Here is a 16,552-nt window from a genome sequence, read left to right on the forward strand (position 1 = left end):
GCCAACGCGATATTCAGCCGCGTTGCCGCATCCGCTCCTGGAAACGCTGCGCGAAGCCCGCGATGTACACGGTCGGCGGCACCGAGGACGACGATGCCTCGATCACCCCGTCGTCGGCCATGTAGTAGATGGCGCGGCCGATCATGATCTCGCCGGGCCGCGTGGGCACGAAAACCATCCAGCCGTTGTCGATTCGCTCGGCGGTCAGCTGGTCGAGGGGGTATCCGCTGGTGTCGGTCCCACGCGCGAGGATGAATCGGCGGACCTGTTCGATGGCGTCGATCCGGCTCAGCGGCGGCGCGGTGACGAAGGTCCGCAACCCCGCCAGCGTGAACTGGTTCAGCGCCGAATCCACGTCGTGCTCGGCGGGATCGAAGACCGCGGCCACCGTCTCGTAAGTCACCACACCGGCTTGGGCCGCCGAAACCAGGTTCGCGACAGCGGATTTCGTCGCTTCGGTGATCGTCTTACCGGCCGACCCCATCACCTGCAGGATCGTGTCGACGGTCGAGCCGGTCGTCCATATCCCGGGCACCGCGGCAGCCACCCCCGGGCCGAGGGGTGATTCGCCGCGGAACCACTGCCCGTCCTCCCACCAGTAGCAGAAAGTCAACTGCCCGGTGGCCGCCCGCGGATTCAGCACCGCGTCGGTGACCCAATCCGGTGCGCCCGCATACAGATTCGGCAGGGGAGCGCCGTCGTTGTAGACGGCATCGAGCTCCGGCGCGTTGAGCACCCCGCCCGAGACGACGGCCCGATCTCCGGGCAGCGTGTACAGCGTGCTCCCGCTGCGGTTCGGGCCTTCGAACCAGGCCAGTGCGGGCAGTATGCGCGGACCGTGCGGGGCGTCGAGAGCGACGAACACCGCCGCGAGGGCGGTCCAGTTGGACCACATCAGCGGCAGCGGCGGGAAGACCTCGGTCGTCGCCTGCCCGCGGATCTCCTTGGCCCGGTCGGATCGAGCCTGCTGGGCCGCGACCCGTGGCGAGCGCAGCAGCCGATCGCCGTGGCTCACATACGCGGCCAGCCAGACGGGTAGTCGTTTGCGGGGATACTCCCGCAGATCCGCCAGATACGCCTCGGCCGGAAACAGTTGATCGTCCGGAAACGGCTCGTCGCCGTAGTCGTAGTCGGTCTGCACCTGCCCCGCTGTGTTGAGGCTGATTCGCATCCGCCACCACGGGCCTTCGCTCATCTGGGCCGCGATCTCGCGCTGTTCCTGCACGAGCAGCAGGACGGCCTCCGACGGCTCGGCTCGAAATGCCTGGTCCCCGGCGGAGTACACCACGCTCCAGGTCTTGACGGTGACGGTCCACGCGAAGGTGGCGTCGACGCGCTCCCAGCCCTCGGGAGCCGCCGCCGCGAGTTCACGTGCGATGCGGTGGGTCAATTCCCGTGCTTGCTCGACGATCTGGCCCTCGTCGGGAACCGATTCCGGTCCCGGGTGCGATACGACGCTGAACCCGATGTCGGATTCCTGATTCGCCTGCGCGAATCCGGCCATGAACGACCGCATGAATTCGTCGTCCGGATTCCCCGCCTGAGGCCTGTCCACGTCTCGAGCTCCCCTCCTCGACCGCCGCACGTTCCACCCGGTCGGATACCTGTGCGACCTTACACATTCGAGGTGCTCGTGTCGGCCCCGGCCGAGGGTAGCTCAGTGTTCGCGGGGGCCGATATGGCCGTCGTCGGTGATGTGCAGCGCGTCCAACGCCGCGGTCGGCCCGCCGGTGATGGCGACATCCCAGCCGCCCTCGGTGCGCTGCGGCGCGAAAGACATGGCGTCGGTGTCGACGCCCGCGCCGACGAGGTACAGTCGGATCCGTTCGGCGGCCTCCGATTCCAGCAGGCCGCCGGGGGGAGCGTCATGGACCGTCCAGGGACGACGCCGCCGGAAACCGAGGCGTTCGATCTCCCGGGCCTGCAATTCCTCCAGGTTCTCGCCGCGCCCGCGCGCGAGGATGCTCCACACCGCGTCGCGCTTGTCCCAGCGGTAGAAGAAGGCGCGACTGGTCACCTGCGACAGTGCTGAGATCAAGCCCGAGTCCTTGCGCTGCTGTACGTCGATGCGGGCGCTGTGCCCGTACCGATCGCCGAGCAGAACCTCCAAGTCGCGGGTCTTGGCCGACGAATCCGCTCGGGTCCGTGTCACCACGGTCGACGGCATCGCCGCGAATCGCCGTACCAGGTCGTCGAATTCGGTCGGCGGGCCGGAGAATCGGGCGCTGATCTGGTGGATCCGCCCGTTGAAGCCCTTGTCGACGCGGTTGAATCCCTCCCCGACGAGACTGGCCTTGTCCCAAGTTTCCGACCCGTCGAGTTCGGGCTCGAACCCCAGGCCCTCGAGCAGCGAGACCAGCTCCCGGGCTCGATGCTCACCCTGAGCGATCACCGCCGCGGCCTGGCGTTTGCTGATCGGGGTGAGCGTCGAGGCGACTCCGCCCCGATACCCGGTGTACTCCTCGGGACCGATGCGGCGCACACCCTGAGGAATGAACCACACTGTTCGCACGGCGACATCCCTTCCGCGTCGGTCCGGCCTCGGAATCTTGCCGCCGACCATAGCCGATCAATAGCGGCGGGGCGCCGCCCCAGTTGATCCTCGGCGCGTTCTGTGGCAGCGTGGCGCGAGATCGTGAGCTGTCACGGCGTGAAAGGCGCTGCCGGACAGCGCATCAGCAGAGCAGGTCAGCGCGTATTCGGGGGCGGTCGTGGCGTCACGGGGGTGTCGGGTTGAAACCACGACCGGGCGAGTGATTCTCGTCGCAGGCGGTCGGCGATGATCTGGGAGCCGCCGCTCGCGGGGACCCTCGGGTGGCTGGTCGGCATGAAATGGCCGGACGGCAACGAGGATTCCATGTGGGGAATCGCCGATGACTGGAAGTCCAGCGCCAAGGATCTGCGCTCGATCGACGCCGATATCGATGCGGCCATCGCGGCGGTGCGCAAGGCGTATCCGATCGGCGATGGTGGCGACAAGATCATCGAGCAGTTGCGGAGCATGCGCGTCGGCGACCAGTCGATCGACAAGCTAGCCGAATGGTTCGAGACCATCGCGGGCACCGCGGAGAACACCGGAACCGAGCTCGAATACACGAAGCTCATGTTCTATACGACGCTGATCACCCTGGCCGCCGATATCGCGGCGGCCTGGCTGTTCCCACCGACCGCGCCGATGGCGGAGGGTGCGGCGATCGGCATCGGGCGGATCGCGGTGCGCATCCTGACGAGGCGGGCCATCAATTTCCTCGGCAAAGAGGGGCTCAAGGCCACCGAGATCTCGCTCATGCGGTTCGCATTACGGCAGACGATCATCGGCGCTGCGCTGGGGGCGTTGCAGGACGGCGGCATTCAGGCTTACCAGCACGAGTTCGGCCGCCGGAGCGAGATCAATACGCAGCAGCTGCTGCTCTCGGCCGGTGGAGGGGCGGCCGGTGGACTGGTCGCGGCTCCCATCGGTAAGTGGCTACCGAAGGCGCTGGTCAACCCGATCGCGAAGGCACCTATCAAGCAGATCACCGCGGAGAAGGCCGCCAATTTCCTAGGCGGTGGAGTCGCCGGCGGGGTGGCCGGGCTCGCGGGCTGGGCGGTGAGCGGCGGTGTCACGCACAACTGGCATTTCGATCCCCGCGTCGTCACCGCGGGCATCGCTGGCGGCACCCTGCCCGGGATGGCTCATGAGGGCAAGTCGCCCTGGAAGGGGAGCCCGGACAAGCTCGGAGTCACCAGCCCGAAGGTCGATGGATCGCCGTTGGCGGTCACGGACAAGCAAGTTCACCCTTCGGCGATCAACGACGTTGCGCACACCGAGAATTCGCCGCATGACGCGGCTCCGTCTCATGAGAAGAACACGGGCGGAACGACTCCGGGCGAACATCCGCAAGGCAGGCCGGCGGATCCGCAGCCCCGGCCCACCGATCCCGGGGTGCCCAAGGAGTCCCTCGCCAATGTGCCCAAGGCGGATCTGGTCGCGCAGGTTCCGGTCCACAACGCGCAGGTTGTCGACGCGCATCCGGTCGGGAGCCCACAGCACTCCAATCCCGCGCACACATCGCCGTCGAATCCCGCGCATACACCGGCGTCGGGTGAACCGAAGCCGGTTCCCGCGGCGGCTCCGCGGGCGGAGACGCCGGTGCTTTCCCGGCCGGAGGCTTCGGTGGCGCCACGCGCGGACACGCCGGCCCCCGGCCGCGCTGATGGGCCGGGCGCTCACACTCCGTCCGCCGAACCGCGAGCGACGCCCGCGACGATCCGTGACGCGGGGAGCCAGCCGACGCCGATGGCGGCCCGCGCCACCGGCCTCGAAGTACCTGCCGGTCGTGTGGGCGAGCGTGTGGATCTCGCGGATCCCGGACGCACGGTCGAGTCCACCGCGCGCCCGGAGAACCGCGACCTCGTCGGTGCGGGTACCGGGCCCGAATCCCGTATCGGTGCGCGACCCGAGCACCCTGCGAGCTCGCCGGAACAACCTGGCCCGCGGCGCACCAGCGACCCCGATTCGCCGAGGCCCGGCGATCATCCCGTCAGCGACCAGAGCGCTCGTCATGTCGGTGATCCCACGGTGGAACGGCCTGTGCTGCCGGAGGATTCGCCGATTTCCGAGGCCGAGCAGGCGCATGCGCGCGAAGCCCTCCAGCAACTGCACCCCGACGCCTCACCCGAACATCTGCTGCATCCGCCGGAAACCGATATCGCGGGCGCGCACAACCGGGCGACCGAGAACCACGAGTGGTGGCACGGCCTCACACCTGAGCAGCAGCACGCGATGATCAAGGCGCATCCGCACGAGATCGGCAATGCCGACGGTCTGCCGCCCCATGTGAAGGACGAGGCCAACCGTCTCGCCATCACGAGGGATCTGAACGCGCTGCACGAGCAGAATCCGCGTATCGAGAAGTGGACGAGCCGATTCACCGATCCGGAGAACTTCCGGCAGTGGAAGAACCTCGAATCCACGGTCAAGGCGCTGGAAGAAGCACGCGATCTCGCAGCGAAGTTCGCCGACAAGTTCGGTGGCGAAGAACCGCCGGTGCACGTGCTGTCCTACGACTCGAAGGAATTCAACGGCGAGGGCCGGGCAGTCGTGGCCTTCGGTGACACGTCGAAGGCATCGTCGGTGTCCTTCCACGTTCCAGGCATCACGACCACGGTCCGCAGTCTGGAAGGCAATCTGCACAACGCCTTCAACCACATGTGGGAGACGACGCAGCGCACCCAGGAACCCGACATGGTCGCCTCCATCGCGTGGATCGGCTACGACGCTCCGAGCGGATTCCCGAAGATTGTCCGCGAGATGACCGATGCCCGCCTGGCGCAACGTGGCGGGGAGCTGCTGGCCCGAGATGTGGCCTCCTTCAGTCAAACTCGACGACTGGGCGCGGAACTGCCCGGTGGTCACCCCACCCCGGACGTCCATCTGTTCGGCCACAGTTACGGTTCCACGACCACCAGCTTCGCCGGCGCGGGCGGCCGCCTGCACGGCGACATCTCCACGATCACGCTGCTCGGCTCACCCGGGGCCGGTCCTGTCGGCCACGCCGCGGACTTCGGCATCGGCGCGCACAATGTCTTCGTCGCCAGCTCCTCCCGCGACCCCGTGACCTGGATCGGCGCGAACACTATCGGTGAAATTGGCCGTCTCGCACCGAAACTCGGCATGGGTCTCGGCATGGACCCCGCCATCGAAGCCTTCGGCGCCCGCCGCGTCGCCGCCCAATTCCCGGGCGGCGCCCACACGTTGAGCGACATCTCGACGCACACCGGCTACTACAACCACATGGACGAGGGACGCGCGGTCCCGAGCGAATCCCTGCACAACTTCTCACGGATCGCATCCGGCCAAACCCCGCACCTCCTACCGGAGTACTCCCGCCCCGGCCACGAAGACCTCAATGCCCGGCAACGCACCCTGGGTTCCAGCCCCCACGACCCAGCCCGCTTCCGCGCCCCCGAAACCGAAAGCCACCAGGGCGAACACCCATACGGCTACGACGATCTGGTCCACTCCAACCGCACCCTGGACCCGACCCCCACCGCCCCCGAACGCACCCACACACAAACCAACGACTGCGGCCCCCAAGCGCTCCGCCAGGTCCAAGAACTGACCGGCAACCCCAATATCCACATCCCCGACGACCCGACGATCGCCGACCGCGGCATGACCGCCACCGAACTCGAGCACGCGGCAGGCGCCCATCTCGACCGCCACGAAACCCTGGGCTCGATCGCCGACCAACTCCACCGCCTCGGCGACGGCGCAACAGCCCTGGTCGTAGACGAATTCCACGGCCCTACAGACGTCAATGGCGTCGGCGCCCACGCCTACACCATCACCAATGACGGCGGCCGGCTCGTAGTCCACGACAACGCCGTCCGCGGCGGGCCGCACTCGTTCCCGCCGGACCACACCAACGTCAAATCCACCCACGCGATTGTCTATGACTCGCAAGGGAATCCGGTGCGGCCTATCGAATCCGCACCGCGTGATAATTCGGTCGGCCAACGGCCGGAAGCCCGTATCGGTCAACCGGATTCGCATCCCGAGGGGCCCGACCGCCCGAACCCGGCCCATGTTCCGGACGGCACCGAGCCCACACGCCCGAAACTGCCTGTCGAGGACAAGCCGTACTACGCGAACCCGCGTTACGAAGACCCCACCGCCTCACACGAGTACGCCGCGAAGAACAGGATCAGCCACGGCGAGGTCCAAACCATCCGCGATTACGAGACCGCGAATCATCCCGAGATCTCCAGGCTCACCGATGCCGAGCTGGACGCCATCCGGCGCAACCAGGGGTTCAACCTCAACGAGCCGGTCAACGACGGTACCCGCAACGGCAATCCAACCGCTCTGGCCGGCCACGACGTCGAAATCCGCACCCTGGTCTCGGCGTACAACAAGCTGCCGGATCATGAGGGGACCGTCTATCGCTCGCTCCGCTTCGATGATCCGGTCGCCATGGAGAAGTTTCTGGAGGCCTACTCTCCGGGCAAAGAGCCGCCGGTCGACCCAGGTTTCGCCTCGGCGGACAAGGACAGCTCGATGCCAGGAGGCAATATCGAGCTGATCATCGATTCCCACACCGGGAAGGACATCTCCTGGGCAAGTCTCTCTCAAGAAGAGGTTGTCTTCCCGCCAGGCACCCGATTCCGGGTCGAAAGCCGTGACTTCATCGACGGAAAGTACGTAGTCCGTCTCACCGATATAGGAAGGACCCCCGATGCCCATCAGCCCGGAGGAAATGGAACGCATAGCGCGGAAGGTGCTGGGCCCCACGATGCGGGACGAGATCGAGGACCCGGAACTCCAAGCGAAGCGCGACCGCGACCTGGCGATCCTGCGGGAGAAGGACGCGAAGGGACGCCGCCCGGCCACCGAGGACCAGATCAAGATCTGGCAGGCGTGGGGCGAGTCGGAGATCGCCCGGATCAACCGGGAACAGGGCGAGAACACCTAACCGGCGAGGATTCCGCCGCACCCACCCGCGCCGCCGACCCCGAACAACGCTCGCCCAGTACTCATCTCGACCCGACGCTGGAGCGGCCATCGACGCTGACACCGCACCTGGCTTCGCGTTTCGAGGAAATGCGAGCCGCCGCCACCGAGATCGCGAAGGCTCACTACGAGCCGGCGCGCGCGGCCGAACTGCCCGCGCTCCGTGAGAAGTTCGTGGAGATCTTGGATCGTGTGGGCCTCATGGACCCACGCGAGAGCGTGACGCCCTGGCGCCTCCTCAAGGAATACGATCCCGCGCTCGCCCGCTACTTCGAGCAGCACCATGAAACCTTGCTGCCGCGGGTATCTGAAGTCGCAGTACCTCATGGTCCCGCGACCACCGGCCATCCGTCAGAGTCGTCCAAACCTGGCCACGACTCTCGACCCGAAGCACGCATCGGTCGACCGGATCGCAATCCGAACCACGAGCATCCCGATCCATCCCCTACATCGGACGAGGCCAAGGAAAAGCCGAGCGCCGATGACGATTCCCCGCCGGTCGATCTGTCGTCTCCTGAGTATCAGCAGACTCGACTGGCAGATTTCGACGAACTCGTTCAACGGAATCGAGAGCTCCGAGACGAGGGGATGGACGATGTCCGCCGATTGAACGGTGGTGGAGACCCTGCCGAGGATGCCGTGCGTCGTCCGCATGAACGCACTTTGGCCACCGCTCGATACCGAATGGACTCCGGTGCCGCCAGTGACGTCTTCGGGTTCAGTGGCCTCGAGCATGATTGGAACCCGGCGAGTGGCACACCCGCCCGTCCCTCAGACGATCGTCCGCTGTTCGAAACCAAGGACGCGGCTCCATACGACCCGGGCACGCAGGGTAGGGGTTCGAATCGCACACCTCGTCTATACGACTCCGAGGTGAAGCTGCTGGAAGAGGTTGCGCGCCGTCAGTTGGAGGATGCGAGCGGGTTGGACAGAGAACAGGTCGACAACGCGATCAAGAACGCAGTCCGGAAGGTGGCGGGCTGGCAGAAGCGCGGATTTCCGGACATACCCTCCGGTCCTGAGGGTGATCTGCTTCGCCAGCGGCAGCGTATTACGGATGAAATCTACAGTGACGTGAAAGACCATGCTCGCTACCCCGAGGGCGTTGAGGGAGAGGTGATGCGCACCCGTCATCGCGTGCTCGAGACTATTCGTTCGTTGAATGATCTCGCCGAGAAGAAGGCTGCATTGGTCGGCGAGTCTTACCGGCCGTTTACAGTCGAAGATATCACCGGCGATGTGCGAATGGTTGTCGATCTGCCAACAGGTCGCGAGCACCCCACTGATACGCAGATATGTCAATCTTGTCAGGATGTTATCATGGCCTATGAAGCTGCATTCCCTGGAGTTAGAATCGAAATCCGCAACCTAGCGCAAGAGAGCCTACTTGAATGAGCATTGAAGAGCGGTCCGCTGCTGAAGAAGTGCGTGGGATATTCGAGCGAGCTGTGAGTGATGGTCTCCGACCGGAATTGATGGCTGGGGCTACGGGTGAGCAGGTCGACGCGTGGGCGGCCGATCAGGATGTACATACCGTCCCTACCGCGGTCCGTGAGGTACTCGAGTTGATCGGGTCGAACTCGGGGCTTTGGTTCGCGGGCAGCTCCTTTGGCGTCGATGCGATTAGCGCTGAGGCCAAAAGGCATGCCTTGGCCACGCTTGGGAATATGAAGCCAACTCTGGTTGATGAAGCTGGAATTCTCGTGCTTGTCGAGCATCAGGGATATGAATTCCACGTGATAGATGGCGGGGATATTGGACTTCCGAATCCGCCGGTTTGGCTCGTCGTAGAGAATCAGTCTGCGGTGATGCATTGGCCATCCGTCTCCGACTGGTTCAAATTTGGTCAGCCAAATATCAAGGATTACAAATTTCGCCTTGAGTTCAATCGAAAGCGCGGGCGCAGTACCAATCCTTCTTGGCTGCATTACTTCGACTTCGCCGCAGAATGAGCCGAGGGAATTCTCGACTGCGGAAGCATCATCTCGGAATTCGGTGCCGGGGATTGCGATGGGGGAGTTCGACAGGCTCCGCCGGGCGATGTATCAACCTCGAACAGGGATGTGGTTCACTGCAAGGCTGATGATCGACCGGTCCGGCGGGTATGACGTCAACTTCGACTACGATAGCGAGCCGGATTTCAATCTGAAGTTGACCGCCGGTGCATATGCGCTGGACCTTCAGTATTTCCCTCGCGATGTGGCGCATATCCCGATGTGGTTGCAAGCCAAACTTCGGGAGGGCGACGAGGAGGGTAGTCCCAGAGTGGCTGATGCGGAGTGAGCCGGCGTGATCCGCTCGACTGGGCGGCGATTCAGGCCATCGGCAGCACACTGATGGATTCGGCGCCACACGGCTGGACTCAACTCCGGTACGAGTATCGCGCCACGATCCAGATTGATGGTGATCGCCTGGAATCCGTTTCGTCAGAGGGGCTGGTCGCCCGAATCTCTGCACCGTTCGCCGTTATGGAGCAACTTTCGGACCTCAGGTCGGCGATGTTCGTGCCCGAGGTCGGCACCTGGTTCACTGCGCGAGTAGTGATCGATCGCGACGGAGATTGCCAGGCGGCGTTCGACTACGACAGTGAGCCGGACTTCGTTCCACCACTCACACCCGATGCGTACGCCCTCGACTTCGAATACTTTCCTCGGAGCGAGGAACACACGCCCCCGTGGTTGCAGGCCAAGCTGGAGAGCGTCAGCCGTGGCGCTGATTTCCCGTATTGAACTGTGCCGCAGCCTGATTGATGGCGGTGGCGAGCTCAATCGTGAGGCGCATGACTTCGAGATAGCCGGCGGAGTCTCGGTCGTGGACGCCTCGGATCCAGCAGATGACTGCGCCCTCGTTGACCCGGATGCGGGCGGTGGGGGCGATCTGGATTATGGAGTAGGCCGCAGCCATGACCGGGCGGGTCAGGAGTGGGCGGGCCTGGTCGGGGTGGTTGGGGGTGAGGCCGAGGTACCAGCGGTCGAATTCCTCATTGCCGCTGGGGAATCGGCGGTGTTCGACCGACTTCTTGTTGAACTCGAGGAGCCATTCGCCTTGGGTCGAGAGCAGGTCCAGCCTGTCCACGGATCGGTCGACGCCCTCGATGACGACGGCGGTGTGCCGCCAGGTCGTGATCATGTTCTGGAAAATGGTCTCGTGCTCCACCAAGAAGGTGGTGTAGGGAGCGCCGGCCGCCTGGCCGTGGATGGGATCCTTGTACTTGGCCTTCGACGGATACGGGCACAGCCCGATTGCCGCGTGCTGCTGACGCCACTGCTCCGAGGGCCAGCCGACCGCGCCGCCCATCGCAGCCGCCATTACCGCTTGCCGCTCACGGTTTCGGGCGTTGCCGGAAATATTGAGCGCTACCAGCGCTACGACAACGATCACTCCGATGACAATGGCGATGACCATGAATCCCCCTCAGTACTACCGCGGCTCACCGTTGCCCCCGCGGTCGAATCCGAACCTGCGCAGGCAGCCTACCCACGTCGCTGGTGAACGGCTCGGCTGGATCGGGCTCCACGCAACCGGTTAGGCTGCGATCACGTCCACCTGGGAGGGGAGAGCGATGGCCGACGACGACTTCACCGGACTCAATGGCGAGAGCAAGAAGGGCGTCCTGTTCAACCGTGAAGCCGCGCAGACGATGGCGGATCAGGCCGCGGCGATGCTCGCGATGGTGAATGCCGCCATCGGCGTCGCTCCACAGGCTGACCTGGGCGCGCTGAATCAGCGGGACTCGGGGCATGCGCTCGCCGTGAAGTTCAACGACGCCGCGAAGAAGCTGGTCGAGACGACCCTGAAGGAACATCAGGAGGTGCTCACGAGGATCGGTGAGTCCTTCGTGGGCGCTGCCCGACTGTACGTGGACACTGATCAAGCCTCGGCCACGGCCTTTTCCGGCGATGACGCCCGCGTGAAGTTCGAGGGAATGGTGCCGAAGCCGGGGCAGCCCGGGCTAGCTGTCTCGTCGGTGCACATCGACTCGGTCAGTATGCCGGGGTGGGGGCAATCCAGCACTGGTTGGTTCACGTCTCCAACCAAGTGGTCGGGAACCATGGAGGATGACTACGACGATCTGTTGTTGGGGACCGATAAGCAGAAGACCCTCTCCGCGAATGCCAGTGGGGTGGAGTTGGATCCGAAGGCGATCGCACCGGAAGTCGGTCACCAATACCAATGGGACGACTTCCACAATCATTGGCAGTTCGTCAACGATTCGAAGATTCTCGGGAAACTCGAGAGCCACGCACAGGCATGGAATACGGCGAGTGCGTACTTGAAAGCTCAGGCGGCGACCTTTCAGGCTGCCAACGAGAAGTATCTGACTGGCTACCAGGGAGATACTTCGACCATGGACAAGGTCTGGGCCTCCGACGGTGCGAAGCTGGCGCAGACAGGGATTGCCAACTATCTCAAGAGCGTGAAGACCCTGACTGACGGCATGGATCTGATGGCCCTGAACCTGGCCTTCGCACAGGGGTGGTTGAAGAAGCTGCAGAACTTCTTGCCGTACAAATCCATCGCGGTGGAGCAGGCCATCAACCATATGTCCCAGTACAGCATCGATGATGCGATGGATAAGATGAGGCACGCCTGGGACAATTGGTATGTCGAAGGTGTCAAGGATTCCAGCGGCGCTGTTCCCATGCTCAAAAGCCCGAAGGACGCGATCGCGGTGCAGCCCCAGCAGGTGCAGCCCGGTCCGAACCCGAACCCGGCTGGAAACCCCAGTGGAAATCCGACCGGGAACCCCAGCGGCACACCGAACATCGAGACGCCGAACCTCGACAACAACCCCACCCAGCCGACCACGCCCACCACGCCGACTACGCCCACCACGCCCACAGACAAGAATCCGACTACCGATACGACGCTGCAGACGCTGATCACGCAGGCCAGTACGGTTATTCAGGCAGGCATCACCGCCGCCGAACAGGGCGCCGAGAAGATCGCGTCGGCAGTTACGACGGCTCTGACACAAACGCAGACAACGACCAAGACAACCTCGCCGACCGATCAGCTCACTCAGCAGTTACAGAATCTGGGCTTGCTTCCGAACACCAACACTCCGTCCGGATCTCCGACAGGAGGCAGCCCGTCGGGCACGCCTACAGGCACAGGCTCGCCCCAGACGCCTAAGGCCCAGCTGGCTCCGCGTTCCGCCAATCCGACATCTACGACCGAGACGGATAAGGAAGTGGCCACGACATCGCGCGCGGGACTCGCCGCGACGACTTCGTCCTCGTCCACCGGGTCGTCTGGCGGGATGGGTGGTTCGCCGATGGGGGCGGCAGGTGCGCAGGGGCAGGGTAAGGAACACAAGCGTCCGCAGTTCCTCACCAACCTGGAGAATCTCGAGGCAGTCCTGGGTGAGGCGCCCGCAGCGGTCACCCCGGTGGCCGAGAAATGACGGTGCGGTGGCGGTTCACCGAGGCCGAGTTCTATGTGCTCTGGATGGATCGGGTAGGTGTCGAGCCGCCCGAGCCCTTCATGTTCACGTCGGCGACGAGGACTGCGGACGAGTTCGACCTGGAAATGCGGGAGGCGCGAGAAAGTCTGAGCCACAAGCTCGGTGGTGACTTCTCGACGGTATTCGACGCACTGACGAATCCGGATCTCTTCCTGACCGGATACGGGTGGGACGACCAGGATCGGTGGGGAACCGACTCGATGGTGCGCGTCCATGCGGCCCGCAAGGGCCCGAAAGGCTATGTGATCAGCCAACTACCGGGAGCAACATATTGGCGTCGGGGCGGCTATACGGTGGCCGAATGTGATCCGCTGCGACTTGCCGATGCTGTTGTCGAGGCAATGCCCACCGGCGACCGGGGCGGGCGGGGAGACATCGGGCTGGTCACCGACGAGCAGTACATCGATCACGACTTCGGCCGGTCGGCCATTGCTGCGGCGCCGGACACCGCGGTATCCAGAGCCCGTGAATTCCTCGAGGCCACAGCCTCGAACGCCGGTGAAATCCACATCGTCCAGGGGAGTTCGGTATTCGGGCCGCGCGGGATCACCCGCCACCAGGTGCAGTTCCGGGATCTTGTGGACGACGGCCGCTATGCCATCGTCGACAATCCGGAGCGGGCACTCGCTGTGGACAAGGCCAGATTCATCTCGGTCATCAATAGCTACGTCGCGGCTGTGATCCAGGTGATCAAGGACGAGCGCGGCTGATCGATCGTCGAAACCGAAATGTTCTTGTCACACCGGAGTGGCCTATGGTAGTCATACGCCAAGCTAACTGGGAGGGAGTTCGCCGTGACTGAGGTGGGGGCGGTCGGTTCTGGCGCGGGTGAGGGGGATTGGGCCTCGCTGGTTGTCGCCAATACGACCGGGTCGATTCGGGTGCGGACTACCAATCAAGGTCTGCCGCTGGCCGTGAAGGTTGAATCGGCTGAGTTGCATCGGGATCCGGGGCAGTTGGCGGGGGAAGTGTTGCGGCTTTGTCAGAAGGCTGCCAATCGGGCTGGGCTCGCGCTGCGAAAGCAGTTGGAGGAGGCCGGGGTTGATGCGGCGGGGCTGGCTCGGGCGGGGCTTCCCACCGAGGCGGATGTGGCTCGGCAGGAGATTGTCGAGGAGCAGGACTACGATACTGAGCCGCAGAGTTGGCTCAGGACGGTGTGAGAGGGGGGCTCGTGGTTTCGTCGATGGATGAGTTGCAGGAGCAGGTGCGGCGGCAGCTGTATCGGTTTCAGGACTTGGCGGATCAGATGGCGGCCGTCAGAGGACGGGAGACGTCCGAGGACGGCGCCGTGACCGCGGAGGTCGACGGGAACGGGGCGCTCAAGGACCTGCAGTTCAGTAGTGCGGTGTCGCGAATGACGCCCGCGGAGTTCGAGCAGGCCGTGGTGACGACGGCCGCGCAGGCGGCGCGGCGGGCGTTCGAACGGCGAGCCGAGATCGTCGACCGGTTCAACGAGGAGATGGCCGAGTAGGCCGGTCTGTTAACAGAACTTTGCGCCAGAGTTTGCATCTTGCGGTCTGGCACAAGAAATTTCGTGCTTGTAGTCTGAGCAAGATCATAGGTAGTGGGAGGGACACTGATGGCTGATCACGTGGCGGCGGAATTCACGCCCATCTTGGCGTACGGCACCGAGAAGGCCGGTATCGCGGCGCAGGTCGCGGGGGCGGCGGCCGCGGACGTGGGTACCGCTATGGCGCAGGCGGTTCCGGTCTTCGGGTTGATCGGTCAGGAGTTTCTCGCGGCATTCGCGGTCGCGCAGGGCAACTTCCTGATGTCCTCGGCGGAGATCGCCGCCGTGCACGCGAACACCGCGACCGCGGCGTACGCGGCCGTCGGCACCTACGGAACCAATGAGGTGACCTCGGCGGCCAGCTTCCTATCGACGATGCTGTGACCAACCCGTCGAATCCGACTGTGCTGGACGGGCTCCGCAGCAGTCCGATCGGTCCTTACCTCGACACGCCGGTCACGGACGTAGTGAGTCAGCTGGGTTTGCCTCAACTGCCGCAGATCCCGCAAATCAGCCTGCCGGATCTGTCGGGGCTGCAGCTGCCTACGCTGCCGACCATCGATCCGACCGCGCTGATCCAGCCGGTCACCAGCCTGCTGCAATCGTTCGGGACGGGGAGCCTCGGCAACAGCAGCTTCAACCCGGCGACCATCCTCACCTCGCTGGTCAGTGCGCTGACTTCGGCCATGTCGGCGAGCAAGTCGGCGACCAGCACGGTGATGAACACCTGGAACAGTGAGGCCGCGACCAAGGCGCAGGCGACCAGCAACCAGGTCGAAGCGCAGAGCGGCACCGTGGCCGCCCAGGGCGCGCAGCAGCACGCCATCCTGCTCTCCGCCGAAGCCATAGTCGCCGAGGGTTACGCCGAAATGTCCGCGCTCATCGGGCAATTCATCGCCCAGGTGACCGCGGCGACCGCGCTGATCGCCACTCCCGCCGGGATCCCGTGGCTGATCGCCACCGCGACCGAGACCATCAACGCGGGTCTGGCCATCGCGGCCAAGACCAAGGTGCAGCTCGCGGGCAGCACCGCGGAGATCCTCGAGGCCGGGACGAAGATCATGATCGCGGGCGCGCCCGTCGCGTCCAACATCTCGAACCTGGTGAACATGGTCGGCACCGCGTTGCAGCCCATCTCCAGTGTCGCGCCGACGGTCGCCGAGAAGGTGGTCGAGAAGGGCGCGACGGTGCTGTCCAGCGGCGTCAGCGATCTCAGCTCCGCGCTGACCAGCAACAACAACACCAATACGAACAACAACACCAACAAGACCACCACCACGACGCCCTCGACGACCACCACCAAGACCGACGAGGCCAAGAAGACCGAGAACCCGGACGGCACCAAGACCGACGGTGGCGGCGGCAGCCCGCTCAGCACCATCTTCGGCGGCGGCGTGCCCACCACCACGACGCCCTCCAACACGGTGGGCGCCAACCGGATTCCCACCGGCGAGGTCAGCAACACCGGCGCCGGAATACCGAAGACCACCACCGAAGCCAACGGCCGCACCACCGCGACCAACTCGCCGGGCATGACGGGCGCCGGCGCCGCCGGACGCGCGGGCGCCGCCGACGAGGAATCCACCTCGGACCGCTCGGGTTTGGTCACCGGCGCGCACGGCGACGAAGTGGTCGGCGTCATCGAAGGCGTGGTGCTGCCGGTCGTCGGCGCCATCGAGGCCATCGAGGAGCCACCGGACAAGGCCCTCACACTCTGATTTTCGAATTGCCAGGGGACACAGGAGGATTGGCATGAGCATCAACGCATTCGACGGTCTGCGCTTCGACGCCTCGACCGCCCGCGACGCCGCGGCCCAGCTGGACGCGCTCGCCGACCGCATCGCCAACGGGCTCGGTGTGGAGCAGGCGAAGCTCGACTTCGCGCCCGCCGGCTCCGACGAGGTGTCGCAGCGCGCCGCGCAGACCCTCAACACGGTCGCCGCGTCCTTCGTGGCCTCCGGCGGCGACGGCGTCACCGAACTGCGTAACCTCGCCTCGACGCTGCGCAGCCAGTTCGACGCCTTCGGCAAGGTCGAGGAACAGTCCGTTCTCGGCTTCGCCGGCTGAGCGGAGACCCTCC

At 64.9% G+C, this 16,552-nt stretch carries 14 protein-coding genes; 11 read left to right on the plus strand and 3 right to left on the minus strand.

The window, feature by feature from the left end; all coding sequences use genetic code 11:
* Positions 1-13: 13 nt before the first annotated feature.
* Both ACFRAQ_RS28820 and ACFRAQ_RS28825 read right to left on the minus strand, forming a co-directional pair.
* A complete protein-coding gene (locus tag ACFRAQ_RS28820) occupies positions 14-1,555 on the minus strand; it encodes a hypothetical protein (RefSeq protein WP_379105160.1) in 1,542 nt (513 codons plus the stop codon).
* 102 nt (positions 1,556-1,657) lie between these two features.
* Positions 1,658-2,512, minus strand: coding sequence for a hypothetical protein (locus ACFRAQ_RS28825; RefSeq protein ID WP_379105162.1), 855 nt, complete (start codon positions 2,510-2,512; stop codon positions 1,658-1,660).
* A 267-nt stretch (positions 2,513-2,779) separates the two neighbouring features.
* Between ACFRAQ_RS28825 and ACFRAQ_RS28830 the strand changes: the two genes are divergently transcribed.
* From ACFRAQ_RS28830 to ACFRAQ_RS28845, 4 genes are read left to right on the plus strand one after another with little or no spacing between them, the layout of a single operon-like run.
* The gene (locus ACFRAQ_RS28830; protein WP_379105164.1) at positions 2,780-8,890 is read left to right on the plus strand and encodes an alpha/beta hydrolase; all 6,111 of its coding nucleotides are present in this window, start codon (positions 2,780-2,782) and stop codon (positions 8,888-8,890) included.
* Positions 8,887-9,447, plus strand: a complete 561-nt coding sequence (locus ACFRAQ_RS28835) for a hypothetical protein (protein WP_379105166.1) — start codon at positions 8,887-8,889, stop codon at positions 9,445-9,447. The genes ACFRAQ_RS28830 and ACFRAQ_RS28835 overlap by 4 nt, the downstream gene beginning before the upstream one ends.
* A gap of 58 nt (positions 9,448-9,505) precedes the next feature.
* Positions 9,506-9,778 (plus strand): hypothetical protein, encoded by a 273-nt coding sequence (locus ACFRAQ_RS28840; RefSeq protein ID WP_379105168.1) that lies wholly within the window; start codon positions 9,506-9,508, stop codon positions 9,776-9,778.
* Positions 9,775-10,224 carry a hypothetical protein gene (locus ACFRAQ_RS28845; protein WP_379105170.1) on the plus strand — a complete coding sequence of 150 codons (450 nt, stop codon included), beginning with the start codon at positions 9,775-9,777 and terminating at the stop codon, positions 10,222-10,224. The genes ACFRAQ_RS28840 and ACFRAQ_RS28845 overlap by 4 nt, the downstream gene beginning before the upstream one ends.
* Here the strand turns inward: ACFRAQ_RS28845 and ACFRAQ_RS28850 are convergent.
* A complete protein-coding gene (locus ACFRAQ_RS28850; protein WP_379105172.1) occupies positions 10,196-10,900 on the minus strand; it encodes a hypothetical protein in 705 nt (234 codons plus the stop codon). The genes ACFRAQ_RS28845 and ACFRAQ_RS28850 overlap by 29 nt on opposite strands.
* 157 nt (positions 10,901-11,057) lie before the next feature.
* On the opposite strand from ACFRAQ_RS28850, the gene ACFRAQ_RS28855 reads away from it, so the two are divergent.
* From ACFRAQ_RS28855 to ACFRAQ_RS28885, 7 genes are all read left to right on the plus strand, one after another.
* Complete coding sequence (locus ACFRAQ_RS28855) at positions 11,058-12,902, plus strand: hypothetical protein (RefSeq protein ID WP_379105174.1); 1,845 nt, start codon at positions 11,058-11,060, stop codon at positions 12,900-12,902.
* 2 nt (positions 12,903-12,904) lie between these two features.
* Positions 12,905-13,672 (plus strand): ESX secretion-associated protein EspG, encoded by a 768-nt coding sequence (locus tag ACFRAQ_RS28860; protein WP_379105176.1) that lies wholly within the window; start codon positions 12,905-12,907, stop codon positions 13,670-13,672.
* An 84-nt stretch (positions 13,673-13,756) separates the two neighbouring features.
* Complete coding sequence (locus tag ACFRAQ_RS28865; protein WP_379105178.1) at positions 13,757-14,122, plus strand: hypothetical protein; 366 nt, start codon at positions 13,757-13,759, stop codon at positions 14,120-14,122.
* A gap of 23 nt (positions 14,123-14,145) precedes the next feature.
* Positions 14,146-14,433 (plus strand): YbaB/EbfC family nucleoid-associated protein, encoded by a 288-nt coding sequence (locus tag ACFRAQ_RS28870; RefSeq protein ID WP_379105180.1) that lies wholly within the window; start codon positions 14,146-14,148, stop codon positions 14,431-14,433.
* 108 nt (positions 14,434-14,541) lie between these two features.
* A complete protein-coding gene (locus tag ACFRAQ_RS28875) occupies positions 14,542-14,856 on the plus strand; it encodes a hypothetical protein (RefSeq protein WP_379105182.1) in 315 nt (104 codons plus the stop codon).
* Positions 14,853-16,190 (plus strand): hypothetical protein, encoded by a 1,338-nt coding sequence (locus ACFRAQ_RS28880; RefSeq protein ID WP_379105184.1) that lies wholly within the window; start codon positions 14,853-14,855, stop codon positions 16,188-16,190. The genes ACFRAQ_RS28875 and ACFRAQ_RS28880 overlap by 4 nt, the downstream gene beginning before the upstream one ends.
* Before the next feature lie 34 nt (positions 16,191-16,224).
* Positions 16,225-16,539, plus strand: coding sequence for a PE family protein (locus ACFRAQ_RS28885; protein WP_357088993.1), 315 nt, complete (start codon positions 16,225-16,227; stop codon positions 16,537-16,539).
* The last annotated feature ends 13 nt before the right edge of the window (positions 16,540-16,552 follow it).

Source organism: Nocardia sp. NPDC056611 (assembly GCF_042792755.1).
Classification (GTDB): Bacteria; Actinomycetota; Actinomycetes; order Mycobacteriales; family Mycobacteriaceae; genus Nocardia.

Excerpts from the sequence above, each read along its gene's own strand:
- ACFRAQ_RS28830 (WP_379105164.1), top strand. The coding sequence starts at position 2,780 with ATGATCTGGGAGCCGCCGCTCGCGGGGACCCTCGGGTGGCTGGTCGGC.
- ACFRAQ_RS28835 (WP_379105166.1), top strand. The coding sequence starts at position 8,887 with ATGAGCATTGAAGAGCGGTCCGCTGCTGAAGAAGTGCGTGGGATATTC.
- ACFRAQ_RS28840 (WP_379105168.1), top strand. The coding sequence starts at position 9,506 with ATGGGGGAGTTCGACAGGCTCCGCCGGGCGATGTATCAACCTCGAACA.
- ACFRAQ_RS28850 (WP_379105172.1), bottom strand. The coding sequence starts at position 10,900 with ATGGTCATCGCCATTGTCATCGGAGTGATCGTTGTCGTAGCGCTGGTA.
- ACFRAQ_RS28855 (WP_379105174.1), top strand. The coding sequence starts at position 11,058 with ATGGCCGACGACGACTTCACCGGACTCAATGGCGAGAGCAAGAAGGGC.
- ACFRAQ_RS28870 (WP_379105180.1), top strand. The coding sequence starts at position 14,146 with ATGGATGAGTTGCAGGAGCAGGTGCGGCGGCAGCTGTATCGGTTTCAG.
- ACFRAQ_RS28875 (WP_379105182.1), top strand. The coding sequence starts at position 14,542 with ATGGCTGATCACGTGGCGGCGGAATTCACGCCCATCTTGGCGTACGGC.
- ACFRAQ_RS28885 (WP_357088993.1), top strand. The coding sequence starts at position 16,225 with ATGAGCATCAACGCATTCGACGGTCTGCGCTTCGACGCCTCGACCGCC.